This is a genomic window from Pseudoalteromonas sp. T1lg65, from assembly GCF_051930985.1.
Taxonomy (GTDB): domain Bacteria; phylum Pseudomonadota; class Gammaproteobacteria; order Enterobacterales; family Alteromonadaceae; genus Pseudoalteromonas.
The window spans coordinates 1,625,515-1,651,085 of sequence record NZ_CP196837.1; the positions used below are offsets into that span (position 1 = coordinate 1,625,515).

Here is a 25,571-nt window from a genome sequence, read left to right on the forward strand (position 1 = left end):
GGTAAGCTTGGACTGCCGACTCGGTTGTGGTGCGTGTTGTATCGCCCCTAGTATTACGACACCTATTCCAGGTATGCCTGAAGGAAAACCCGCTGGAGTGAGGTGTATTCAATTGAATGATGAAAACCTTTGTAAGCTATTTGGTAAACCTGAGCGACCAAAAGTATGTTTGTCATTCAAACCGATGGATGATGTTTGCGGGGAAACAAACGAGCAGGCTATGCAGATCATTACAGAGCTGGAGTTTCTGACTTAATTATCTCCGCTATTTACAAAATACGCTTTCACGTCATCTCTGTAACCGCAATAAAACTCATTTTTACGGGCAAAAAAACGCCCAGACCATACCTGCCATGCTCTGGGCTTAGGGAAAGGCTCGTGTGAGCCGTGCGCTAATTTAAACACCTTCTAAAACTGTAGGGAGAAGTAGAAAGTAAATTTAAGTGTAGTTAAATATTCATATTTTTTACAAACAAATGAAATTTTATTTTATTTGTTTAAAATCAATGGTGTAATATGTATATAATTAAATAGTCTATAAGTTGTATATAGGATATGTCCAAGTTATACCCAACTTATCAACACCCCGTCTTTGATCAGATCTCTCGGTAGTGAATTTTTAATTTTGTTTTTTTGCCACTTGCCCAAACCTACCCCAGTGCCGCAGAGTGTTAAAATAACTTCACCAGATTCCGAGCTTGTTTTGTCCAATCGAATATCCTTACCCATGAAATAATCGCGAGCTTGTGAGGAACTTAATGGATAGCAATTTTTACTGGCTAACTGTCCCAAGGTGGTAGCAAACTCATGAGCTAATCGAATACCTTTATTAAAGGTTGTACCAATTAAGATACCCATCCGAGAATATTTAATTGCTAGTTCAACCTGTTCCATTTTCTCGGGAAACAACCAAACTTCTTTATCTCTTTGCATCAACTTTCCGGGTAAATTTTCAGATATACCGAATTGCTTCTTTAGTAGCGCGTGTAGAACTTGTTGTTGCTTTTTGTCTAAAGCTGAAAATGGGAATGAACCCTTTTTAACCTTTAGGTCATTCGCTGGCACGCTGCTGCGCTTCTTAAATTTAGCGATAAAAAAGCCTTCACTGTCATAATATTGAGGCCACACATGCAAGTAACCTTCAGGGGTTGTTGCTGTGTCTGCGTTATCAAACAGGTTGGCTAGATTGATGGTTTCTACTGCATCACCAAAAACAGTAAGCAGATGCTCACATACATCTTGGTTCTCTACTGGAGTCAGTGTACAAGTGGAGTAAACCATTGTTCCTCCAGGCTTTAGCGCCCGGAATGCGCTGGTGATAAGTTGTTTTTGCACATCGGCAATATCATGGTTGGATTGAATAGACCAGTTCTTTAAAGCATTGGGATCCTTTCGGACGGTGCCTTCGCCAGAGCAGGGTGCATCAAGTAGGATGCAGTCAAACTGTTCAAACATGTAATCACCGAATATTGCGCCATCAAAGTGAGAAAGGGCAACATTTCTAATTCCCAACCGTTTAAGGTTAGCTGCTAATGCTTTTAATCGGGATGAGGACAGCTCGTTTGCAACTAAAACGCCTTGGTTCGCCATCAACGCCGCTATTTGTGAGGTTTTCGAGCCAGGTGCAGAGGCCATATCGAGCACAATGTCTTGTTCTGATATAGCGTCCTTTAAAGCAACAGGAGGTAACATCGAACTAGCCTCTTGTACGTAAATACAGCCACTTAGATGAATATCAGTACTTCCAAGCGGTAGGCTATTTTCTTCCTCAGCAGGTCGTGTCAGCCAAAAGCCTTCTTCACACCAAGGGATAGGGGTAGCGTGCCAATTGTGTTGTTGGCAATACTCCAAAAAACCGGAAACTGACATCTTTAGCGTATTAACGCGTACGGCCCGTCGTAAAGGTGACTGGCACTTTGCGATAAAGTCATTAATTGAAAGATGATCGGGAAGGTAGCTTTTAACATCATCAATAAAGGTGTCAGGGATGTACGTCGATTTATCCACGTTAATACTCAATAAGCTTAAAAACTCAGTAAGTTTAAAGCTTTGTGCCTGACGACACAAATGATACCAGGCTATCAAGGTATTCACTTATCTGCATAATTGAGTCGCTCCGTTGCGAGGTCATTGCCGCCGTATCAAGTAGAGGTAATTAACGCGCAACTAAAAATAGCCAAGTTAATTTTGTTAGATTGTGATAAATTACGCGAAATATCGCGAGGTGTATCTATGTCTGAAGTCATCAAAGCATTTTTGCAAGATCCACAGCTGCTGCTGAACTCGGTTGGAGAGGGAATATACGGTTTTGACTTGTCCGGTAATGCCGTATTTGTGAATCCAGCAGCAGAGAGAATGACTGGCTGGGAAGCCAAAGAGCTGCTCGGTAAAAAAATTCATCAATATCATCACCACAGTCACGCAGACGGTAGTGAATATCCAGCAGATGAATGCAAAATATATCGTACGCTATTTGATGGTCGAGCGCGACAAGTGAGTAATGAGGTATTTTGGCGCAAAGATGGGAGTATGTTTCCGGTTGAGTATACCTCGACTCCCATTTATAAAAACGATGTGATTATTGGAGCGATCGCGATTTTTCGCGATATTTCACAACAGCACAGAACTGAATCTGCGCTACGTGACGCGCTTAATCGCGTTCAGAGTCTGACCGAACAGTTAAAAGATGAAAATGCCTATTTGCTTGAGTCAATCAATGAAGACTGGCAAGACTCTGGTTTAGTTGGTCAAAGTGAAGTTTTTAAAACCATGCTGGCACAGCTGAAACTTGTCAGCCAAACAGATAGCTCGGTGCTTATCTTAGGGGAAAATGGTACCGGTAAAGAGCTAGTAGCAAGGAATATTCATCGTTTAAGTGAGCGAAAAGAACGTCCATTTATCAAAGTTAACTGTGCTGCTTTTTCGCCTGCCCTTATTGAATCTGAGCTATTTGGTCATGAAAAAGGGGCTTTTACGGGGGCAATAAATAGAAGGAAAGGACGCTTTGAATTAGCTGATACAGGCACGTTATTTTTAGATGAAATAGGAGAGCTCCCTCTTGACGCACAAAGTAAACTTTTACGGGTACTTCAAGAGAGGGAGTTTGAGCGTGTAGGTGGTAGCACAGCACTACGAGTAAATATCAGGGTGGTCGCTGCAACCAATAGAGATCTTTGGCAAATGGTGGAGCAAGGAACATTTAGAATGGATCTGTTCTATCGCTTAAACGTATTTCCTATCATTGTACCAGCGTTAAGAGAGCGATTAGAAGATATTCCTTTACTGAGTCAAAACATACTTGCTCAGTTAAACAAAAGGCTTGGAAAGCAAATTCGAGGTTTGTCTAAATCGGCTCTAAATAAACTCAATAATTATCATTGGCCGGGCAATATTCGTGAATTACAAAATATCTTAGAGCGTGAAGCAATACTTTGTTCAGGCAAGTTGTTAAACGCAAATCATTCTTTAAAAGAAATGGATGTTATAACCGACAATCAAGACTTGAGCTTAGATACAGCACAAAAACACCATATCCTAAAAGTATTAAAGCAGTGTAATTGGCGAGTTTCCGGAAATAAGGGCGCTGCAAGCTTATTGGGCATGCCAGAGAGTACGTTACGTTCAAAAATGAAAAAGCTAAAAATCTATCGGAATTAGCGAAATAGCGCGATCAATTCGCGTTATTTCACGACTTTCTTAACTTTAACTTAAGAAAGTATATAAAAAACAATTGATTAGAAATTTTCAGTTTGGCCTGAAAGTTGCTCTTTTAGCTTCGTCGTATGTAATTTGAAGCAACTAGCAATGAAATTTGATATCAAACAAGAACAGCTCATCATCAAGCCGTATAATCATGACGAACCGATTGTTATTCGTGAACAAAAGGGAAGATTCCAAAGGGTCAGGCGGGTATTGGGATGGTTATTAATGATGCTATTTATAGCCATTCCTTGGCTTCAGTATAACCAGCAACAGGCCGTGTTACTGGATATCGGTAAACAGCAATTTCGGATCTTTGGAGTGTTATTTTTACCGCAAGATTTTATGATTTTGGCGTGGGTTTTCATGACAGGAGCGTTCACGCTCTTTTTTATCACGGCTTGGTTGGGCCGTGTTTGGTGTGGCTACACTTGTCCGCAGACGATATGGATGCTGATGTTTACCTGGGTTGAGCACCGAATAGAGGGCACGAGAAATCAACGCTTGAAACTTGCAAAGTCGCAATGGAATGCTAACAAATTGGTCCGAAAAGTGTCAAAACACGTCATTTGGCTGTTAATTTCGTTGTTTACTGCAACGTCATTTTTAGCCTATTTTGTACCAGCTAAGACCCTTTACACGCAAATGTTTGAGCTACAGTGGAGTGGTTTGCTGAGTTTTTGGGTCTTTTTATTTACCGTTTGCACTTATGGAAATGCAGGCTTTTTAAGGGAAAAAATGTGTACCGTTGCATGTCCATATTCTCGTTTTCAGTCGGTTATGTTTGATAAAAATACCCTGTTGGTGAGCTATGACAGTGAACGTGGGGAAAGTCGAGGTAAAAGAAAGCGAAGAGATGACCCTAAACAACAGGGTCTAGGAGATTGTGTTGATTGCAACCTATGTGTTGAGGTATGTCCAGCAGGAATTGATATACGCAATGGGTTACAATATGAATGCATTAACTGTGGTCTTTGTATTGACGCCTGCAATGACACGATGGGTAAATTTGGATACGCAAAAGACTTGATTAAATATCAAAGCGAGCGTCAACAACAGGGCAAAAAGCAAAAACCATTAACATTAAAGTTGTTGGGATATGGGCTGTTAAGTTTAGCGCTTGTAGTCATTATGATTGTTTGGGTATTCAACAGGACACCGCTAGAATTGTCTGTGCTAAGAGATCGAAACACGCTGTATCGCGTTGACTACCTGGGCAACGTAGAAAACACCTATACACTCAATATCATCAATAAAACACAATCTTCTATGACTTACATGGTTAGCTTTAACGGACTACAAGGAGCAAAACTTGATGCACCGACAGAGGTAACCGTTGCAGCAGGAGAAATGCTGCAATTACCTGTGACTATAGTTGCAAATTCGAAGGATGTGAGTGAGCGTGCCACCGAAATTGAGTTTGCGGTTGAGTCATCTCAGCACCCTGAGGTTTTCATCACTAAGCGCTCAATGTTTTATCGAAATCGCTGATCCCGATATTGGTAACTTCTCAAATGAGGATATGGCTGCAGTAGACGGTCATATCTTCCTGACAATACTTCTAACCTCTATTATTTGCAGGTAACTTTTAACCTTCTGTGCATAGGTGCACATAGGTTCGCTATTTTAGCTCTTTTTAAGTTACCAATTAAGCGCTATCCTTGCTGCAACTGATAATTATTCCTAATTCGTAAAACTATGCTAACAGACAACAAAAGTGGTTATGGCTGGATAAGTAGCGCGGTTCATTGGCTCAGCGCGATAGCGGTATTTGGACTGTTTGGCTTGGGTCTCTATATGGTGGACCTAAGCTATTACGACCCTTTTTATCGAGATGGTCTTTTTATTCACAAGAGTATCGGTGCTTTACTGGCATTGCTGACCGTATTTAGAGTCATCTGGAAAATTTTCAACAAGAAAGTAGAGCTTTTAGAAAGCCACGCTAATTGGGAGAAAAGAGCCGCGTCTTTTACACACAAGTTATTGTACATTGGACTGTTGACGTTATTTTTGTCTGGATACTTGATCTCTACGTCTGATGGACGTGCCATTAGCGTGTTTGATTGGTTTAATATTCCCGGAGCTGGGGCGTTGTTCGATAATCAGTCTGATATTTCGGGAGAAGTACATTTTTACGTTGCTTGGGGCTTAATTATTTTGGTTGTAATTCATGCCGCAGGCGCTTTGAAACATCATTTTTTAGATAAAGATAACACGTTGAAGCGTATGCTTTTTCGCAATCATAAAAACTTAGAGGATTGAAAATGAAAAACCTTATATTAGCGACAGGTATCTCCGCTCTTGCACTGGCAACTTTCGATGTTTCCGCTGCAGAATATCAAATCGATACAAAAGGCGCTCATGCGTTTGTGAATTTCAAGATTAAGCACTTGGGTTATAGCTGGCTACATGGCCGATTCAACCAGTTTGAAGGGCAGTTTAATTACGACAGTAAGAAACCTAACGACTCTAGTATCAAAGTGACAATAGATACAGCTTCAATAGATTCTAATCACGCCGAACGTGACAAACATCTGCGAGGCGATGACTTTTTGAACGTCAAAAAGCACCCCACGGCGACGTTTGAAAGTAAAGCTATCACGTTTAGTGACGAGACCAACGCCAAGGTGCAGGGCACATTCACATTAAATGGCGTAACGAAAAACATCGAATTTGATATCAAAAAAGTAGGTGAAGGTAATGACCCTTGGGGGGGTTATCGAGTTGGTTTTGAAGGTGAAACTCAGTTGAAGCTCACTGATTACAATATAGATTACAACTTAGGCCCTGCGTCTACGCACGTAACGATCGGATTACATATCGAAGGGATCCGAAAATAAAATCAGAATGACGGTTGATGGGCGACCAAACGTGCCAACAACGGATGTAAATGTTCGGGCAACCACCTTGTCATAATTTCATGGAAGCGCTTATTTTCATGAGCGCTCATTAATGCTTTGTTGAGCGCTTCTATGTTTTCTTGCCCCTGCGCGTTATTGCTACATCCCACATAACCTCGTGTGACTTGGGTGTAATTTGCTAGTCGAACTTGAGATAATAGGTCATCTTTATCCATTTTTAGTTTTAGATAGTGATGCTCGCTAGGGTAACCTAGAATGACATCGACTCTGCCCTTTAACAGCATTAAAGTTAAGCCTTCGAGGGTATCATTACCAGGTCTTATCTGAACAAACTGCTGAGCGATTTCGGCAATCGATTGGTCGAGATAATTACCATATGAGCGCCCAGCTGTCACACCCAGCATAAGCTGATTTTTGGCAATAAACTCTCCCAGAACAATGGTATTGTTTTGCACGCTGCTGTTATCCATCGTTGATTTTCGGATTGCTGCAGAGGTTGATAGGCCAATGGTTGAATATTGTTCAGAATACAATATTCGCGCGGCACGCTCTGGGGTTTTATGAAGTGAAATAATACAATAGGGCTGATCGGTTTTTACCAGCTCATGTACCGCGCGGCTGGATGGAAATGTCTTATAATTAAATTTGTAATTCGGCATATACTCATGTAGTAGTTTTATCACCGCTTCATCTCGACCTTGACCAGCAAATTGACCAGACAAAATGTAGTAAGGTGGAAAGTCTAATACTAACCAAGTTATTTGTTGGCTTTTTGCCGATAAACTGGCAGCGAGCATAAAAAGTACAAAAATTATTCGCAAACTGCTGCACCTCATGACCAATATCATTATAAGTCTAGCAGCCGTTGAGTAATTACCAGTGAATAATTTGAAAGTAATATTTAGCAGTTTACAGTGTGGGTCTTTGTGCTAATTTTATGTTAAGCACTGTTTTTTTATGTAAATACGAGCGTTGTTTTGAAACAGGCTAGTACACTAAATTAATTGATACGATAACCTGCTATCGTCAACTTCTTAGCCACTATTGAAGCTAAATGTGGCCGTAAACTTCACCAAGAACTAGTTTCATGAAGAATGTGGTCCTTATTGGATGAATATCAAGGATAATAATGAAAACACTAATAATAACAGATATTTATGGATGTACTGAACACGTAAAAGAATTTGCAGAAGGCCTTCCGGGCAACACTGTAATTATCTCCCCCTATCATCATGAGCAGTTTAGTGTAGATGAAGCGTATCATTATCAACGATTTATAGACACGTGTGGCCATCAAAAGTATCAGGAGAAAGTAGTCAAGGCAATTCAAATGGAACGCCCGAATTTAGTCATAGGTTTTAGTGCGGGTGGAGCAGCAGCATGGAATGCTTTAGCGGGTATGCGTATTTGTGATGTTCAGCAACTTATTGCTTTTTATCCAAGTCAGATCCGTAATGCGTTAAATAAAAAACCCGTTTGTGACACCGAACTTTATTTTCCGATATCGGAGCCGCACTTTGAAGTTTCTGAAGTAATAAGCCGCCTTGCAGCCAAAAAAGGAGTTAAATGCGTACGAACAAGATATCGGCACGGTTTTATGAATCGTTTTTCACTTAACTTTGACAGTCATGCATATAGCCACTATTTGTTTCTGTGTAAAAAAGAAGCGGAGTCCTTACTCTCTGAAACTTCTGGATCTGTGGTGTAACCATACCGGCAAAGAGAAGGCGTAACCATAGTCCCTCTTTGCTCAAGTATCTGGCGTTTCAGGCAGTTTGTAGCTGTAGAACTCTGTATTTGTATATTCTCATATTAAAGGAGTATATGATGCATAACGAGATGCCTCTGTACCAGCACTTCCTAAGTAACCCAATTGCTAAGCCCCCTTGCCGGATGTTGAATGCCCAAATGTATGGTTTTTTTGTCAATGGCAATGTTGGCAGTATTCAGCGTTATATTGACGATACCCTTAATACCGTGCCAAGCACTGAGATCACTTTCAAAGCACTGACGGATTGGTGTCTGTTAACATTTACGGACATTGAAAATATCGCTTCTAAAGTTGCGCCATTCAGCAATTATGGCTTCATGCAAGAAACGGATATTATTATTTGGATCCCGGTATTAGAGCTAAATCTTAACACTTTAAAAGCTCAGCATTTATACTGGTATCCAGCATTTATCGCAGTAAACAATATAAATGCCTTAATCAACGGCAGAGAAATATGGGGTTATAACAAATACCTCTGTCGCTATGAAATGCCAAAAGAAAGAACCGACCCGCTGAACTTTTCAATTAGCCTAGATACCTTCAAAACTTATAATCCTGATATACAAATGGGCTGGCACGAATTGCTGTCGGTAAAGCCGCATGATGATTCAGAATCATGGTTTAAAGAAGCGTTAGAAATAGGAGAAGAAGTTGCTGAATTATTTGTTGATAGTGTCAAAGGTTTAAACATAGACAAGCAGTTTTTAAAGCAGTTTTTATCTGGGTTTACCCATCCGCAAATGGATCAAATCTTGTTCAAACAATTTCCTGATGGCAATGCCGACAAGGCAGTGTATACCGCAGTCGTTCATTCCCCTTCTGAGGTCAAAAAGATCCACAAAGTCGGATTTCTAAAAGAAGATTTTACGCTGCAACTTAACCAATTAGATGCCTTTCCTCTAGAAGAAATGTTTGGGATCGCACTGGGAGAGAGTGAAGTTAAGCTTCCTTATTATGTGAAGATGGACTTTGATCAAGCAGGTGTTGAAGAGCTAGTTTCTACCAATCGTTAAGGATTAATCATGGCTAAGCAGAAAATAGCGATCTTAGGTGGCGGTGTTTCGGCAATGACCGCAGCGGTTTATTTAACTGAACAAGATAATTGGCAAGAAAAGTATGATATCACCGTGTATCAACAAGGTTGGCGCTTAGGAGGAAAAGGCGCGAGCGGTCGTAATTCGCTGTTGGGTGAAAGAATTGAAGAGCATGGTTTGCATGTTTGGTTTGGCGCCTATGTTAACTCGTTTAAAACCTTGCAACAGGTCTATGAGCAATTAGAGCGGCCGAGCAGTATTCCAATCCATACATGGCAACAGGCCTTCAAGCCACATAGTTTGGTCGCCTTGACAGAACAAGTCGAAAATGACTGGCAAGTTTGGGCTATTGATTTTCCTTTGATCCCCGGAAATCCAGCTAATGGGACGTTGGAACTGCACTTTTGGCAGATTTTAAGACTAATGGCGGCGTGGTTACATAAGTGGATAAAAGAGTTAGAAGATGAAGTAGCAAAGACCACTAAATCGACAAAACTGGTGACACGTAAAAAAAGAGATCAGGGACTCTTAGCTCACTTGGGGAGTGAAGTAAAAGACTTTTTTGACGATGTTGAAGATGACGCAAAAGCGCTTTTTAATGCCGCTAGCAACGGTGCACAGGAAGTATTTTCTACCCCACAATTGCTCGTTTCTCAATTTGTTAACTTTTTGACTGTCAGAGAATCTGACAAGCGTTTAGACAACACCAAAGATCGACTGGTCACTTGGTATCTGGTTAAGAAGATCCGTCGTTGGTTAAGAAGCGAAGTGGCAGAGTTGTTAGACGATCACCCTATTATCCGCCGACTTTATGTGTGTGTTGACTTAGCTGTCGCAATGACCATTGGCATGGTTAGGGATAAAGTTCATTCACGAGGTTTTGGTTATTTAAATCAATATGATTTCAAGCAGTGGCTGGCAAGAAACGGTGCAGATCAAAAGTATGGTGTTGAATCAGCACCGGTCAGAGGATTTTATGATTTAGTGTTTGGTTTTGTCGACGGTGACTTTAGCAAGCCTAACGTTGAAGCTGGCGTCGCTTCGTTGGCAATGTTGAGGATCATGCTTTGTTATCGTGGTGGGGTGATGTGGAAAATGCAAGCAGGAATGGGAGATATTATTTTTTCTCCTATTTACGAGCTTCTTGAGAAACGTGGCGTCACGTTTAAATTTTTCCATCAAGTTTCAGCATTAACACCGAAGCTTGATCAGCAACAAAATTGGGTGGTCGATGAGATGACCGTGATTGAGCAAGTCTCGCTTAATAACGAACGGTATAATCCACTTGTTGATGTGAAAGGCCTACCATGTTGGCCCAGTGAACCAATATGGTCTCAGATTGATGAGCAGCAAAAGGCGCTATTGCAGGCCAATAATATTAATCTGGAGTCTTTTTGGAGTGACTGGCCTGAGGTATATCAGTCGCACTTTGGCAAGCCATTGCCGAGCCACAAGCTAAAAAAAGGCAAAGACTTTGACTTGGTGGTATTTGGTATATCTGTGGCTTCACTGGTTCACTTGTGCCCAGAGTTGTTACAAAAAGATTCAGCCTTGAACAGCCAAGCTACTTTGGTCAATACCGTTGCGACCCAAGCGATGCAATTATGGTTGAACAAAACTGACCAACAACTGGGCTATCAGGAATTTGCTGGTAGTACAGAGCATCCTATTTTGAGTTCATTTTCACAACCATTTGATACTTGGGCTTCAATGGGGAATCTGCTTAAAGAAGAGGACTGGGGAGAAAACGGTCCACTCAATATTGCCTATTTTTGTAGTGCTTTTGGTTGTGATAACTATCCACCTCAGTCTGATATCGATTTTCCAAAACGTATGAACATGAAAGTTAAACAAAATAGCTTGCACAAGCTAAAAAAAGAGATGCAGTCACTCTGGCCAGAGGCCTACCATGGTGATGAGTTTGACTGGGGGGTGTTATTTAGTCATTCAGGCGCGAAGGGAGAGCAGAGATTGGATGACCAATACTGGCGTGTAAATGTCGATCCCAGCGAACGCTATGTGTTGAGCACCGTCGGCAGTAGTGATTACAGGCTACCAACCGACGGAACCCTGTTTACAAACTTGTATCTCACTGGTGATTGGATAAAAACCGGTGTCAATGTTGGTTGTGTTGAGGCTGCGGTTATGGCTGGAATGCAAACCAGTCGTGCAATTACCGGTTACCCAGAGCATATTGATGGTGAGAACGGGTTTGAACCGTTTAGCTAGCCCGAGGGAATTAGGAAGTTTCTGTTTACAGTTAGAACGGCTGTTTAGCAAATCACCATAAAGAGGAACTAATAAAAAAGTACCCCCTAATTTCTTGGGGGTCTTTTTAATTAAGCTATACTCTAGGCATGCAATTGCATGAAAAAAAACGGGATTAAGGAAATGCCAATGAACTCAGCGCTGCGTAGAACCTTGCCACTCTCTATGATCTTAAGCCTTTCACTTCCGGCTTATGCGGAAAACCAAGATCAAGAGATAGAAGTTATCGAAGTTTATGCTCAGAAACGCAAACAACTTGTAGATGAAGTATCGATAGCGATAAAAACAATTTCAAAAAACGAAATAGTAAATTCAGCAATTAAAGACTCAACTGAACTAGGACGTCTGGCAGCGAATGTAAAAATTAGCCAAAACGCAGCGGAAGGAACGCCTCCTGCAATAAATGTTAGAGGGGTAGGGCTTGTTGACTACAATACTGCAAATACTTCTCCTGTTGGGGTCTACATTGATGGGGTTGCTGCAGGCTCGGCTAATAATCAATTAGTCAATTTATTCGATATTGAGCAAGTAGAAATTTTAAAAGGCCCTCAGGGAACATTATTTGGTCGTAATACCACTGGAGGTGCAATTCTTGTTCGCAGTGCGCGACCACAAGTGGGCGACTTTTCATCAATAAGTATTGGCGCAGGTACGGATGACCTAACTCGGGCTAGCTTGATGAGTAATATTAGCCTTAATGATAACAGTGCAGTTCGCTTTGCTGTAGGCCACAATAATTACGAATATACAAGTTACAACTTGGCCAATGAATACCCTGAAGCCGGAATGGAGCAAACGGATTCTCGGCTGAGTTTTTTTGGAGAATATGACACGTTTAGTGTCTACACAAAGCTTGAATATGGGCACTGGGTTGGCAGAGTTCAGCCTGTGGGTAATATCGGCGTAATATCAAATCCAGCTACTGGTGAAAAATGTTCCGCTGCTGCTGCAGGAAGTGTTGTGTGTTTTGATAATTTCGGGTTTAACGATGGCAGTAGTGACTTTTGGGCTTTAAAGGTGAATAACACCCAGCGGCACCACACGATTAACAAGGGCGCGATGGCGGAAATAGAGGTTCCTCTCAATGAGCAAGCTGAAATAGTTTTATTGGGGAGCTTTAATCGTTTAGACAGACTACATGGTTTTAACTGCGATGGCAGTATTGCCAATTTGTGTGAAGGCCAGTTAGGATTGAAAAATGAAAGGCTAACAAGTGAATTGAGATATCAAAGCGATCTTGGCGATAGCTATGTCACTGCTGGATTGTTCTATTTAGATGAGCGCATTTACCAAGACAACTTTAATGATTTAGGACGAGACCTGCGTGGCACACCTTTTGGCGTGCTAGCTACCCACTATTTCTATGATAATGATATCAAGGTCAGATCTTTGGCGGTATTTAGTCAGTACGAAACAGAACTCAGCGAGCGTCTCAGGCTGGAAATTGGCCTAAGATATAGTGATGAAGATGTGACCTACGATACTTTTTCATACCAAAACAAAATGCAACAAGGCAGTAATGATCTCAATGGTGTGCTTTTCGAAGCCTATGATGTGCAGGGAGCAGAAAATGACGATGCAATATCTGGAAAAATAGCATTAAATTATAATCTGGGTGACCATCGCAAAATTTATTACAGTTTATCAAAAGGAACGAAAAGTGGTGGTTATAATGGAGGGTTTTTAACCAGCCAAGAGCAGGCTGAACAAGCGAGTTACGGCGCAGAAACGCTATTCGCAAATGAAATAGGTGCCAAATTATATTTCGCCGATCTTGGTGTTAGGACAAATATTAGCGTGTTCCATTACGCGTATAAAGATCAGCAAGTTTTCATGAATCAAGCTTCTGAAACACCGCTAGCGCCACCATACCAGCTGTTAGAAAATGTCGGCGAATCTACGATTTATGGCATGGAATTAGAGACTGCATGGCAAGTCTCAGAATCATCCATGATTAATTTGGATGTGGGCTACTTACCCGAAGCCAATTTTGACGATTTCATCGATCCACTCGGAAATGAATTAACCGACAACAGACTGCCGTTTACTTCGCGCTGGAACATCAGTGGACAATTTAAGTATGCCTTTGAGTGGAGTGAAGTAAAAATTACGAGTCGTTTAGGCTTTGACTATCAAAGTGATTACTACTTTGACCAAAATGAGAATATTTTTTCAATGCAAGATGGTTATACGCTCTGGTTTGCGAACATTGGTGTTGAGCAAGATGATTGGAAGGTAAATATTTGGGGAAAAAATCTGTTCGATACGGAATATAGTCATTTGAAATTCGACCTAAGCCAGTTTTTGGGCATGCTTGAGGATTTTAAAGGCGAAGGCCGCCGTGTTGGTATTGATCTCAGCTACCAGTTTTAGACTCAGCTGTTAAGCAAGGTATAATTATAACTATGCGACTATTACTCACTCTTCTTATGGCGTTGTTATCATTTTTCGCTCAAGCGGATGAAGTGAGTTTGGTTATAGAGGCACCTTATCAATATAAAAATTTACACCACTTTGGTCAGCTTTATGAAGCAGGAGATAAGCATAAGTTTCCTAAAAGCTGGTCAGATATTGAATCCTGGAAAGTTAAGCAACAGCCACTAAAAAAGCGCTCGTTATTTTCAGGACGCTACTTTGTCGTTAGCAAAGTGACCAATATTTCACCCTCTGAGAAGTTTGTACTTTATCCGTATAACACGGTCGTCAATAGAATTGAATCCAGAGTTTACACTGAAAATGATGTGATTAGGCTATTCTCAGGAGGCACACAAAATAATGAGTTTGCCTTTCACTACGGCAACCAGTTAGAACTGAAACACAACCAAACGTACTACATCATTACCCTGTTCGAGAGTGATTTTTTTTATACACCAATAAAGCTAACTATTGAACCGCTCAACTCATTCCAAGAGATGGTCGTCATTGAAAACTTAATTATGACCCTCTGTTTTGGGGTTGGTGTCATATTAGGTGTGTATAATTTACTTATTTATATTGGCTCAAAAGACGTCACTCATCTTTACTTTGCCTTATTTACGGTGGTTTGGGTGTTCGCATGGAGCCATTTTTTCCATATATCAGACCAACTGTTCGGATTTTATTCTGCAAACTTGCACTGGCTGGGGTTTGCGATGGCACCGTTAAGCAACGCATTATTTTACACGCATTTGTTAAAGTTAAAGGAAACACATCCTGATTTGGCAGCAGCCTCAATTTGGTTGGGTGTGATAGGTGTTATTGGTATTCCGTTTTGTATTATCTTCCCTGGTTTCGGTTTTGTGTGGGCAACAATGGTTACCGGCTGTGCGCTTTGTTTAGGTTTATATATTGGTATTATGCGCTGGTATGAGGGTTTTAAGCCTGCTAGATATTTTGTTCTCGCCTACATAGCGATGGCGATACCTAACATGATTGGCAATCTAACCAATTTGAATCTATTGCCTGAGTCGGAAGCCAATCTATACCTCTATGGTCTAATCGGTACCGCTTTAGACGCATTGTTATTGGCATTTGCGGTCGCTGATAAATTTCGTCTGACCAACCAAGAGAATATCGAACTAAATAAAAACCTTGAGGCTAAGGTACTTAAACGAACTTTTGAATTAGAGCATGCAGCATCAGAACTCCGAGACGCAAGTGAAGCCAAGAGTCGCTTCTTGGCCAACATGAGTCATGAAATCAGAACACCGATGACTTCAATTATTGGCTACGCGGACGGCATCATATTGGGTGATATCAAACCGCACGAACGCAACCATGCAATCTCAGTAATTTTACAAAATGCTCGTCATGTTTTGGGCTTAATAAACGACATTTTGGATATGTCTAAAATTGAAGCAAACAGATTAGAAGTTGAGTTGGTAGAATCGAATTTATTTGATGCCATTGCCCATGTTGAGTCATTACTTGGTAAGCAAATAAGAGACAAAGGGCTAGAGTTTGAATTAAATTATATTTTTCCTTTACCAGACTATATTGTGCTGGATCCTTCAAGGTTACGACAAATATTACTCAATCTAACCTCTAATGCTTTAAAGTTTACCACTGTGGGCAAGATATCGATTGATCTAGCTTGTCAGCATGAACAAATATTGATTACCGTCAGAGATACAGGGATTGGTATGACCGCCGATGAACAAAAAGAGCTTTTCAGCGCTTTTTATCAGGCTGACTCTTCAATATCGAGAAAATATGGTGGTACAGGTTTAGGTTTAAACATTTCTAAAAGCCTTGCACAAAAGCTTGATGGAGACATCACAGTTGAAAGTGAAGTGGGTTCGGGTACAGCATTTACGTTAAAACTTAATTTATATACCACCGAAAGAACGAGTTGGGTAAATGACTTGTCCGAGATCAGTCAAAAACAAGAACAATCAGAACCAGATCTGACCTTGAATAAAGAATTAAAAGGAGAGGTACTGCTCGCTGAAGATAACCTAGACAACGCAAGACTAATTAAGCGTATATTAGAAAGAATGGGGTTGTCAGTCACTACAGTTGAAAATGGCCAATTGGCTGTGCAAGCTGTTTTAGATGATGAGTATGACCTAATTTTGCTGGATATTCAGATGCCAGTAATGGATGGTGAACAAGCGTTAAGCTTTATTCAGGCAACTGGGTGTACGGCACCAGTTATTGCGTTAACTGCAAATACCATGCAGCATGAGATAGATAGATACATGTCTTTGGGGTTTGATGATCATTTGTCAAAACCGATTGACCGGGCGGTTTTTAGTCAAAAAATCGCGCGTTATTTACATATTAAGGTTGAGCAAGATATTGATTTACCAGATTCTGAATTTCAGGAACTGAAAAAGCAGTACATTGCAGGATTACAAGAACAGCGAGTACAAGTCAAAAACCAATCTAAATATAAAGATTACGACTCTCTGGCTAGGTCCATTCATGCAATTAAGGGAACCGCGGCGATGTTTGACTGCAACGAAATACATCGTCTTGCTTCCGAAATTGATAACGAGTTAAAGTCTGATAACCTAGAGCGACTTGAAGAACTTTTGTCAAAACTACTAGACGCCATGGACACTACAATCGAGGTGGGATGTGGTGATGTCAGCCAGATTTAGATAACCTTAATTTACAATAACTCCATATTTATTAAGTAACATCGACTGTGGATAAGCGTTTTGAAAGTGTAAATATTTAAAACGGATGATTCTTCTAACCCAAAGATGATATTTCTTTCAATATCAAGGCATTTTCACTTGTAATAGCTGGCTATTAGAAGTGAAAACAACGAAGACGGTGGACAAATAGCATTATTGGCAAACTAAGTTTCAAGTGTTTCTGATAACAGTGACTCAGTTTGAATTGCAATTTCTTTCATTTTTATGGCGTATGCCTCGAGTTTTTTCTCATCGTTGGTTTTGGCTTTAAACAGAGGAACCTGCACCGGATAGCCAGCTTGATCCATGGCAATAAAACTAATGATACAGTGGTTGGTTTCGACCAATCGTTGAGTCTTGGGATCGCCACATCGAACCTGAATAAATATTTGCATGCTGGTCTTTCCTGTGTGGGCAATTCGAGCTGAAACTTCGACAATTTGACCGACAAGAATAGGGCGGTGAAAACGCATACCAGCAACTGAGACCGTGACGCAATAACTTCCACTCCACCCTGCGGCACAGGCGTAACCTGCCTGATCAATCCATTTCATGACCATACCACCGTGCACTTTGCCACCGAAGTTCACGTCGGTTGGCTCCGCTAAAAATCTAAATGTGATTGATTGCTCGGGCATTTTGCTCTCCTCGTAGCCACTTAACCTTAACTATAGGAAAGAAAGCGCGTTTTGCACAAAACTGACAAATACCGTCTGCAAAGTGTCAAATTGATTTCCTCAAACAAGTTAGCTTTGCTAACTTTATTCTAAAGGCATCAATTTCTTTTGTTGATTTGTGACGTAATAGTCAAAAGAAATCGTTGATGGAACGATTTCTGGGTTGGTGTAGTTGATAGTTTGACATGGACTTAACTAGTTTTTACTCCTAGTCTCCCATGCTTTATTCACTGAACGTCTCCAAAGGTAATCAATACCAAAAAAGCCAATCAGTGACGCGACGGTGGCGCAAATTAGAGATCCTAGCATAAAGGCTGGACCAATAGTGGTTAAGCTAGAGACAAGCCAATCCCAACTTGCTTCGAAGTGAAAAGGTTGCTGCTTTTCACCCAGAGCGAAAACACCGACCATGTATGAGCAATAAAAAATAGGCGGCATGGTTAGTGGATTGGTGATCCAAACTAAAGCAATTGATAGTGGTAGATTGACGCGAAAAGGTATTGCAAGCGCTGCAGCTAGGACCATTTGAAAAGGGACAGGGATGAAAGCAAAAAACAAACCGACTGAAAACGCGCCTCTGGCAGAGCGTCTATTTAGATGCCATAAATTCGCATCGTGTAACAAGCTGCCAAATATCTTTAAAGACTTCTGTTGTTTAATTTTGTTGTGATCGGGTAAAAAGCGTTGGATCGTTTTTTTCGCCATTTGCAGCTACCATCTACTTCTATTTTGCTCTGTTGCGGGCTTATTTTTGGCAGCTTCCTAACCGTGTATTGCCTGTTTAGTTGGGAGCTAGCGGCAGCCTGCATAACGCTGTGTTTGTTAGGTCGATATTCTAAGCTTTTTTTAAGCATTTTGGCAGGATTTATTTTGGGTATTTTGGTGACAGTTGCCCAATACTGGTTGTTTCATAAAGTTGAACAAATAAATGTAAATAGTGCGCAGCAACTAGATTTAGTGGCAAAAGTCGTTCAGGCTAGGCCTGCTGTAACAGGGGCAGCATTGTTGGTTGAAGTAATTCGCCTCAATGAGCACCAGTTTGATTCGCTAAAGCGTGTTTACGCAAGATTGTATACAAACACCAGTCATGAACATTTAACAGTTGGTTCTATATTAAACGGCACGGCCAAACTTAAGCCATTTCGGTCAAGATTGAATATAGGTTTGTACAACGCAGAGCTAGGAGCCTATAGAAAACAAATAAAGTACAAAGGGAACTTTGAGGTAACTAAAATAATAGAACCAGACAATGACTGGCGAACCGCATACCGGAATCATGTAACAAAGAAGGTTTCATCCTATACCTATGGCTGGTTGTATTATGTACTTCTCACTGGCGATACCTCAAAAATTGATAGTGATGACAAGGCGCAATTTAGGGCATTTGGGTTAAGTCATTTACTGGCGATATCAGGGCTGCATATCGGAATCATTTTCTTTCTGGGTTTTTCGTTGTGTCGGGTGGTCCTAGTTTTCATACCAATTCGATTAGCCCAACATCTTCATTATTATCGTGTTTATCTGATGATTGGAATAGTCGCGTGTGGTGTTTATGTCTATGTTTGTGGCTTCAGTGTGTCTGCTTTTCGTGCACTAGTCATGGCGGGCATTTTTGTTATTGGCTATCTATATCGAACAAAGTTAAATGGCATAAATGTGCTTATTTACGCGTTAGCATCGTTGGTTCTTGTTGATGCATTCGCCTTTCTTAACCCCGGATTGTATTTTTCATTCATTGCGGTAGCGCTCATATTTGCTTATCTGATGCATCGCAATAACATACCAAAAAAATCAAAAGTCGCTGTGTTAGCAGAATTACAATTGTTGCTCTGCATCGGTTTACTTCCTTTAAGCCTCTATTACTTTTCAGGTTTTAGTCTTATTGGCCTGATAGTGAACATAGTAATTATACCGATGTTAACCTTCATTATATTTCCAGCAATGCTATTGATAATGGCGTCAAGTTCATTAGATTTACTGGTTTTTATGGATCGATTGTTGGCTTGGGTACTTGCTCTATTTAGCCAATTTCCTGTGGATTGGGTGACATGGGCATCACTAAATAATCAGTGGGTGCTGGCTATTTACACCTCTGTATTGTTACTTGCGTTATTTCGTAGGGGAGTATGTGCTTTGCCTGTCGTTGCTTGTGTGATTAATCATGCTCTGACACCAGAACCCCAGTGGCAAATCGACATATTTGATGTGGGCCATGGCAGTGCTGTACTGGTGAGTAAGGGAAAGCAGGCAATCTTATACGATCTTGGTGCTAAGTTCTTTTCAACTTATTCCATATATAATCTAGTGATTGAACCTTATATGAAGCGAAATCACTTAGCTGTGAAGTATACAATTATCAGTCATCAAGATAGTGACCACAATGGCGGATTACACGACTTTATTCGCGCTCAAGGGACGTCATCTTTGGCTGAGTTTCACGACAATGCATTCTTCAACGGTTGTCAGCTGCGTAGCATAAGCTTTTATGGCTTGCATTTAGAATCTATCTGGCCGCTTCAGCCTCAAGGCTCAGACAATAACAATTCTTGTGTGGTCAAAGTTTCGGATGGACGATTTAGTTTACTGTTACCTGGAGATATAGAGGCGAGTGCTGAGTCCAAGCTAGTCGAAAGATATCATCAGCAATTGTCAGCCAATTTTCTATTGGTTCCACATCATGGCAGTGGTAGCTCTTCGTCCACTGCATTTATTCAAGCGGTGTCCCCCGAAGTGAGCGTTTTTTCCAGAGCGTATTACTCACCTTGGTTAATTCCACACCCAAAAGTAGTAGAAAGATATCAGCGAATAGATGCCCAAATTTATGATACGGCCATAGATGGGCACGTTCGTATCAAGGTATATGAAAACCGTTATCAAGTTGAAACCGCGAAAAGTCTTCAAAAGTATTGGTTTTTACGATAATTCATTCAGTTTTAGGCGATAGAAAGATACAATACACAACAGAGCAAGTTAAAGAGGTTGGCAATGCAACCAAGTGATAAACAAATATATCTACGATTGTTGAGCTACGTAAAAGAATATAAGCTAGCAGCAATATTTTCCGTTATTGGCATGATCGGCTATGCCGCGATGGATGCTTCCTTTGTCGCACTGATGGACCCATTTATTGATGACGGGTTGACTGCAGGAAATAAAGAAATCCTGCAAATGGCGCCATTTGTGGTCATTGCGCTGGTGCTTGGGCGCGGTTTGTTTAATTACATGGCATCATATTGTTTGAGTTATGTGGGTTCTCAAGTTGTTCGCAAACTTCGTCAACAACTGTTTGAGCATATGCTGTTCCTACCTGTAAGCTTTCACGATAAACACGCTAATGGTGAGCTAATATCTAAAATCACCTTTGAAACAGAACAAGTGCAACAAGCCGTGACTAGGGCGGTACAGGTGATGGTCAGAGAAGGCGCATTTGTGCTACTTCTTTTGCTTAACATGTTTAACGCTAATTGGCGCCTGTCTCTGGTTTTCCTGGTTATCGTGCCACTTGTGGCTGTCATTGTTGCTGTGGTTTCGAAACGCTTTAAAACGATTTCTAAAAATATTCAAAATGCCATGGGGCAGGTGACGCGAAGCTCGGAGCAAATGTTGTCTGGCCACAAAGTGATCCATGGTTTTGGTGGTCAAGAAAAAACCATCAATCAGTTTGCCCAAGTGAACAATCATAACCGTCAACAACGTGTCAAAATGGATGCTACAAAGGCTTTGAGTGTGTCAATAATTCAAGTTATTGCAGCGAGCGCCATGGCAGTCATTTTAGCGATAGTCGCAATGCCCTCAATGGCGGAAAAGATATCATCGGGTGTATTTATGGCTCTGATTACATCAATGATGATGATGTTGCGTCCATTAAAGCAATTAGCGAATGTCAACAGTGACTTACAGCGTGGTATTTCTGCGGCGACGAGTATTTTTGCAGTATTAGATCAACGGCTAGAGAAAGACACAGGTACAAAACCACTCATGCGCGCCAAAGGAGAGCTGGCGATTCGTGATTTGACATTTACATACCCAGGAAAAGCTGAACCGGTAATTAAATCAATGAATCTTAAGATCCCAGCCGGTCAAAGTATCGCTTTGGTGGGCAGGAGCGGGTCGGGTAAGTCAACGTTATCTCATCTGTTACCAAGGTATTACAACATTGATTCTGGTGACATTCTGCTAGATGGGCAAAACATTGCTGACTTTAAGCTTAAGGATTTACGCGCGCAGTTCTCTATAGTGTCACAGCAAGTAGTTCTGTTTAACGATACGATTGCTAATAACATAATGTATTCTCGTCAAGAGCCTTTAACTACTGAAGAGTTAGAGCTGGTTGCGAAACAGGCGCATGTTTGGGAGTTCGTTAAAGATCTCCCGGATGGGCTTAATACCGAAATTGGCGAAAATGGCGTGATGCTCTCGGGAGGCCAAAGGCAGCGTTTGGCGATCGCCAGAGCGATTGTCAAAGATGCGCCAATTCTTATACTCGATGAAGCAACATCCGCGTTAGACACGGAATCTGAAAGGTTGATCCAAGATGCGCTGGAGCAATTAATGGAAAATAAAACCTGCATTATTATTGCTCACAGATTATCCACGATAGAACATTGTGACCGTATTTATGTGTTGGAAAAAGGTGAAATTGTAGAGTCGGGTACGCACAGAGAATTGATAGAGCAAAAAGGGGTTTATCAAGCGCTTTGTCAGATGCAATATGGTAGTCAATAAGTGAGTAATCGAATCGAACAAACTTGGTATCGTAAACCAAGTTTGCTGACAGCGTTGTTGTTGCCGTTTAGTGGAGTTTTTTGGCTAATTTCAGTGCTTCGGCGCTACTTATATCAAATTGGTGTGTTATCCAACTATCGAGCACCTGTTCCTGTGATAATCGTAGGGAATATAGGTGTGGGTGGTAACGGAAAAACTCCTTTTGTGCTTTGGTTGGTTCCGTATTTGCAAAGCTTGGGGTTAAAAGTCGCTGTTATCAGTCGCGGCTATGGTGCAAAACCACCACACAGCCCGTTTCTGGTGGAAAAAAGTACTTCTCCACAGGTCGGTGGTGATGAGCCATGCCTGTTAGCACAGCGTTTAGATTGTTCAGTGGTTATCGGCTCAGATAGAAAAGCGAGTATTGAATATTTATTGGCAAACGATGATATAGACATTATTGTCAGTGATGATGGGTTGCAGCACTATAAGCTGGCACGAGACATTGAACTATGTATCGTCGATGCACAAAGAAATTTTGGCAATGGGTTCGTGTTGCCAGCTGGACCATTGCGAGAACTACCAAAGCGATTAAACACCGTTGACTTGTGTGTTTATAACGGCGGCCAATCAGCGTTTTCCTATCAATTAAAAGTTGACGGTTTTTTCCGGGTCTCGAACGATCAACCTGTGCAACGAGTTGATGGCGAGGGTATTGCCGTGTGTGCCATTGGAAATCCGCGAAGATTTGAACAGTCGCTAACACAGCAGGGCATCCAAATTACAAATTCTGCGCATTTTGTAGATCATCATAAATATAGCGAATCCGACTTTGCGCGATGGCATGCTCAGTCGGTATTTATGACTGAAAAAGACGCGGTAAAGTGCCGTGCTTTCGCCAAAGACAATTGGTATTATTTGAAGGTGAGTGCTGAGCCTACCGCTGAGTTACAGCACGCCATTTTAGAGTTATTAAAAAATAAAGAGATTATTCATGGCATTTGACACTAAGCTTCTAGAAATTATTGCTTGCCCAGTTTGCAAAGGTAAGTTGCGCTATGACAAAGAAAATAGCGAATTGATCAGCACCGCAGCCAAGCTAGCTTACCCCATCCGTGATGATATTCCGGTGATGCTTGAAAACGAAGCCAGAGAACTCAGTCTCGAAGAGGTTGAAAAGTGGAATTCGTAGTCGTTATTCCGGCGCGTTATGCATCAAGCAGACTACCGGGAAAGCCGCTTGCAGATATTGCTGGCAAGCCTATGATCCAGCACGTTTTTGAACAGGCCAGTCAATCAGGTGCAAAAGCGGTTTATATTGCCACAGATCATGATTTAGTGTTTCAAGCGGCGAGTGAATTTACTCACAACGTATTAATGACCAGCGAGCACCATCAATCAGGCACCGAACGTTTAGCGGAAGTGGTCGAGCAGTTAGAACTTGACGATGATACTATCATTGTTAATGTGCAAGGCGATGAACCTTTGCTTGAGCCAGACAATATAGTGCAAGTTGCGAATATGCTTCATCAATCTGATGCACCGATGGCGACGCTCAGTGTCGATATTGAAGACGTTGAAGAAGTATTAAATCCCAATGCGGTAAAAGTGATATCAGACATCAATGGCAATGCGCTGTATTTCTCAAGAGCAACTATTCCGTTTCAGCGTGATAGTATGATGAACATGGATAAGTTGACCATCCCAGTGAACAACTTCAATCGCCATGTAGGTATTTATGGCTATCGAGCTGGCTTTATTAAAACCTATCTTAGCTTGTCGGTATCACCCTTAGAATTGCAAGAGTCGCTTGAGCAATTGCGGGTGTTATACCATGGTTACCGTATCCAAGTAGCTAAAGCGGTAAAACCTGTCCATGCCGGTGTTGATACGCCAGAAGATTTGCAGCGAGTACAAGAGATTTTAAATGCAAAAAATTGACATTGTCATTGAGCATGAAGATTTCATCGTCGTATATAAGCCAGAAGGGGTCAGCTTTCATAGTGAACAAGGCGAAGGACTGGTTCGCATACTGAGCAGACAGCTTGGTTATGCGTTATTCCCAGTACATCGCTTAGATAAAGTTACTTCTGGTTTGATTTTGTTTGCAAAAAGCACTCAGGCCGCCGCGCAATTTACTCAGCTCTTTAGTGCAAGAGAAATCGACAAGTATTATCTCGCGCTGACTAAAGGCAAACCTAAAAAGAAGCAAGGTTGGGTGAAAGGAGATATGGCCAAATCTCGTCGTGGCACCTACAAATTGCTTCAGAGCAGACTCAATCCTGCTATTACCCGTCTTTATTCGCAAAGTATAGGTGGCAACTTTAGAGCGTGGATAATAAAACCGTTTTCTGGTAAAACGCATCAAATCCGTGTTGCATTAAAAAGTCTTGGAGCGCCAATTATTGGTGACGAGGCATATGCAGGGGAAACATCAGACAGAGTCTATTTACATGCTTATGGCCTTGAGTTTGTGTGGTGTGGAGAAAAGTTTAGAGCGAAAGCGGAGCCAAACACCGGCGTTTTGTTCAAAAAGTTAGTAGAAAGCGAAGAATTTAAGGCTTGGTGCGAGCCGAGTCAATTAGAGTGGTAGTATGTCAGAGCAAAATGATAAAGCATTAAGGTTTGGTGGGATCGGGCGTTTGTATGGCACGGCAGCTTTGTCAGCCCTCGAAAAAGCACACTTTTGCGTTATTGGTATTGGTGGTGTAGGAAGTTGGGCTGCAGAGGCGTTAGTTCGAAGTGGTGTCGGTAAACTGACTTTGATCGATATGGATGATATTTGTGTGACCAATATAAATCGTCAACTACATGCTGTCACAGACAGCGTGGGCCAACAAAAAATTGAAGCCATGAAAGCCCGCTGCCTGGCGATAAACCCAGATTGCAATGTCACACTCATCGATGACTTTTTAATGTTGGATAACATCAGAGAGTACATTAAAGATTTTGATTACGTTATCGACTGCATTGACGCTGTAAAGGAAAAAGCAGCCCTTATAGCGCATTGTAAGCGTAATAAGATCCCTATCATTACCACTGGTGGAGCTGGTGGCCAAACCGATCCAAGTCAAATTCAATTCGGGGATGTCGCAAAAACAACCCATGACCCGTTGTTGGCAAAAGTGCGATATATACTTAGAAAACAGTACAATTTTAGCGATAATCCCAAGCGTAAGTTTGGCGTAGATTGTGTTTACTCTACAGAACAGCTGGTTTACCCATCGGGAGATGGCACGGTTTGTAAAGCCAAACAGCAAGCTGAAGGTGGAAAAAATATGGACTGTGCAACAGGGTTTGGCTCTGCCACCATGGTGACTGGCAGTTTTGGTTTTTTTGCCGCATCAAAGGCGATTAGGAAGTTCTTAGATAAACACCTCAACCATTTTTAAGTTTCTGAATATGTAGTATTTGTAAGCAGTATGTTGACGGGT

General features: G+C 41.4%; 21 protein-coding genes. 17 read left to right on the forward strand and 4 right to left on the reverse strand.

Features of this window, described 5'->3' with window-relative positions; all coding sequences use genetic code 11:
- Positions 1-7: 7 nt before the first annotated feature.
- On the forward strand, positions 8-256 hold the full coding sequence (locus ACSLBF_RS07010; protein WP_440055892.1) for a YkgJ family cysteine cluster protein: 249 nt from the start codon (positions 8-10) through the stop codon (positions 254-256).
- A gap of 308 nt (positions 257-564) precedes the next feature.
- Here ACSLBF_RS07010 and rsmF read toward each other — a convergent pair whose 3' ends face one another.
- Positions 565-2,007, reverse strand: a complete 1,443-nt coding sequence (rsmF, locus tag ACSLBF_RS07015; RefSeq protein WP_440056203.1) for a 16S rRNA (cytosine(1407)-C(5))-methyltransferase RsmF — start codon at positions 2,005-2,007, stop codon at positions 565-567.
- Positions 2,008-2,232: 225 nt separating this feature from the next.
- Here rsmF and ACSLBF_RS07020 point away from each other — a divergent pair, with 225 nt between their 5' ends.
- The 4 genes from ACSLBF_RS07020 to ACSLBF_RS07035 all read left to right on the forward strand — a co-directional run bounded on the left by ACSLBF_RS07020 (position 2,233) and on the right by ACSLBF_RS07035 (position 6,539).
- The gene (locus tag ACSLBF_RS07020) at positions 2,233-3,657 is read left to right on the forward strand and encodes a sigma-54 interaction domain-containing protein (RefSeq protein WP_440055893.1); all 1,425 of its coding nucleotides are present in this window, start codon (positions 2,233-2,235) and stop codon (positions 3,655-3,657) included.
- Positions 3,658-3,804: 147 nt separating this feature from the next.
- Positions 3,805-5,190, forward strand: a complete 1,386-nt coding sequence (gene ccoG / locus ACSLBF_RS07025) for a cytochrome c oxidase accessory protein CcoG (protein ID WP_440055894.1) — start codon at positions 3,805-3,807, stop codon at positions 5,188-5,190.
- A gap of 207 nt (positions 5,191-5,397) precedes the next feature.
- Positions 5,398-5,961: a cytochrome b gene (locus ACSLBF_RS07030; RefSeq protein WP_440055895.1), complete on the forward strand. Its 564-nt coding sequence runs from the start codon at positions 5,398-5,400 to the stop codon at positions 5,959-5,961.
- 2 nt (positions 5,962-5,963) lie between these two features.
- Positions 5,964-6,539: a YceI family protein gene (locus ACSLBF_RS07035; RefSeq protein WP_440055896.1), complete on the forward strand. Its 576-nt coding sequence runs from the start codon at positions 5,964-5,966 to the stop codon at positions 6,537-6,539.
- 2 nt (positions 6,540-6,541) lie between these two features.
- Here ACSLBF_RS07035 and ACSLBF_RS07040 read toward each other — a convergent pair whose 3' ends face one another.
- Positions 6,542-7,381 carry a TIGR02285 family protein gene (locus ACSLBF_RS07040; RefSeq protein ID WP_440055897.1) on the reverse strand — a complete coding sequence of 280 codons (840 nt, stop codon included), beginning with the start codon at positions 7,379-7,381 and terminating at the stop codon, positions 6,542-6,544.
- A gap of 308 nt (positions 7,382-7,689) precedes the next feature.
- Here ACSLBF_RS07040 and ACSLBF_RS07045 point away from each other — a divergent pair, with 308 nt between their 5' ends.
- The 5 genes from ACSLBF_RS07045 to ACSLBF_RS07065 all read left to right on the forward strand — a co-directional run bounded on the left by ACSLBF_RS07045 (position 7,690) and on the right by ACSLBF_RS07065 (position 16,717).
- A complete protein-coding gene (locus tag ACSLBF_RS07045) occupies positions 7,690-8,268 on the forward strand; it encodes a dienelactone hydrolase family protein (protein ID WP_440055898.1) in 579 nt (192 codons plus the stop codon).
- Positions 8,269-8,384: 116 nt separating this feature from the next.
- Positions 8,385-9,344, forward strand: a complete 960-nt coding sequence (locus ACSLBF_RS07050) for an acetoacetate decarboxylase (RefSeq protein ID WP_440055899.1) — start codon at positions 8,385-8,387, stop codon at positions 9,342-9,344.
- 9 nt (positions 9,345-9,353) lie between these two features.
- Positions 9,354-11,594 carry an NAD(P)-binding protein gene (locus ACSLBF_RS07055; protein WP_440055900.1) on the forward strand — a complete coding sequence of 747 codons (2,241 nt, stop codon included), beginning with the start codon at positions 9,354-9,356 and terminating at the stop codon, positions 11,592-11,594.
- A 168-nt stretch (positions 11,595-11,762) separates the two neighbouring features.
- On the forward strand, positions 11,763-14,006 hold the full coding sequence (locus ACSLBF_RS07060; protein ID WP_440055901.1) for a TonB-dependent receptor: 2,244 nt from the start codon (positions 11,763-11,765) through the stop codon (positions 14,004-14,006).
- A gap of 32 nt (positions 14,007-14,038) precedes the next feature.
- Positions 14,039-16,717 carry an ATP-binding protein gene (locus ACSLBF_RS07065; RefSeq protein ID WP_440055902.1) on the forward strand — a complete coding sequence of 893 codons (2,679 nt, stop codon included), beginning with the start codon at positions 14,039-14,041 and terminating at the stop codon, positions 16,715-16,717.
- A 203-nt stretch (positions 16,718-16,920) separates the two neighbouring features.
- Here ACSLBF_RS07065 and ACSLBF_RS07070 read toward each other — a convergent pair whose 3' ends face one another.
- Both ACSLBF_RS07070 and ACSLBF_RS07075 read right to left on the reverse strand, forming a co-directional pair.
- On the reverse strand, positions 16,921-17,394 hold the full coding sequence (locus ACSLBF_RS07070) for an acyl-CoA thioesterase (RefSeq protein WP_440055903.1): 474 nt from the start codon (positions 17,392-17,394) through the stop codon (positions 16,921-16,923).
- Between the two features lie 234 nt (positions 17,395-17,628).
- On the reverse strand, positions 17,629-18,138 hold the full coding sequence (locus tag ACSLBF_RS07075) for a DUF2062 domain-containing protein (RefSeq protein WP_440055904.1): 510 nt from the start codon (positions 18,136-18,138) through the stop codon (positions 17,629-17,631).
- 177 nt (positions 18,139-18,315) lie between these two features.
- Here ACSLBF_RS07075 and ACSLBF_RS07080 point away from each other — a divergent pair, with 177 nt between their 5' ends.
- The 7 genes from ACSLBF_RS07080 (at position 18,316) to tcdA (ending at position 25,529) form a co-directional block, all read left to right on the forward strand.
- On the forward strand, positions 18,316-20,355 hold the full coding sequence (locus ACSLBF_RS07080; protein ID WP_440055905.1) for a DNA internalization-related competence protein ComEC/Rec2: 2,040 nt from the start codon (positions 18,316-18,318) through the stop codon (positions 20,353-20,355).
- A 63-nt stretch (positions 20,356-20,418) separates the two neighbouring features.
- On the forward strand, positions 20,419-22,158 hold the full coding sequence (gene msbA / locus ACSLBF_RS07085) for a lipid A export permease/ATP-binding protein MsbA (protein WP_440055906.1): 1,740 nt from the start codon (positions 20,419-20,421) through the stop codon (positions 22,156-22,158).
- Entirely contained in the window at positions 22,159-23,142 is a 984-nt protein-coding gene (lpxK, locus tag ACSLBF_RS07090) for a tetraacyldisaccharide 4'-kinase (RefSeq protein ID WP_440055907.1), read from the forward strand.
- Positions 23,132-23,329, forward strand: a complete 198-nt coding sequence (locus tag ACSLBF_RS07095; RefSeq protein WP_440055908.1) for a Trm112 family protein — start codon at positions 23,132-23,134, stop codon at positions 23,327-23,329. The genes lpxK and ACSLBF_RS07095 overlap by 11 nt, the downstream gene beginning before the upstream one ends.
- Positions 23,317-24,078 (forward strand): 3-deoxy-manno-octulosonate cytidylyltransferase, encoded by a 762-nt coding sequence (gene kdsB, locus ACSLBF_RS07100; RefSeq protein ID WP_440055909.1) that lies wholly within the window; start codon positions 23,317-23,319, stop codon positions 24,076-24,078. The genes ACSLBF_RS07095 and kdsB overlap by 13 nt, the downstream gene beginning before the upstream one ends.
- The gene (locus tag ACSLBF_RS07105) at positions 24,065-24,730 is read left to right on the forward strand and encodes a TIGR01621 family pseudouridine synthase (RefSeq protein WP_440055910.1); all 666 of its coding nucleotides are present in this window, start codon (positions 24,065-24,067) and stop codon (positions 24,728-24,730) included. Before kdsB ends, ACSLBF_RS07105 begins: the two co-directional genes overlap by 14 nt.
- A gap of 1 nt (position 24,731) precedes the next feature.
- Positions 24,732-25,529 carry a tRNA cyclic N6-threonylcarbamoyladenosine(37) synthase TcdA gene (gene tcdA, locus ACSLBF_RS07110; RefSeq protein WP_440055911.1) on the forward strand — a complete coding sequence of 266 codons (798 nt, stop codon included), beginning with the start codon at positions 24,732-24,734 and terminating at the stop codon, positions 25,527-25,529.
- Positions 25,530-25,571 lie beyond the last annotated feature (42 nt).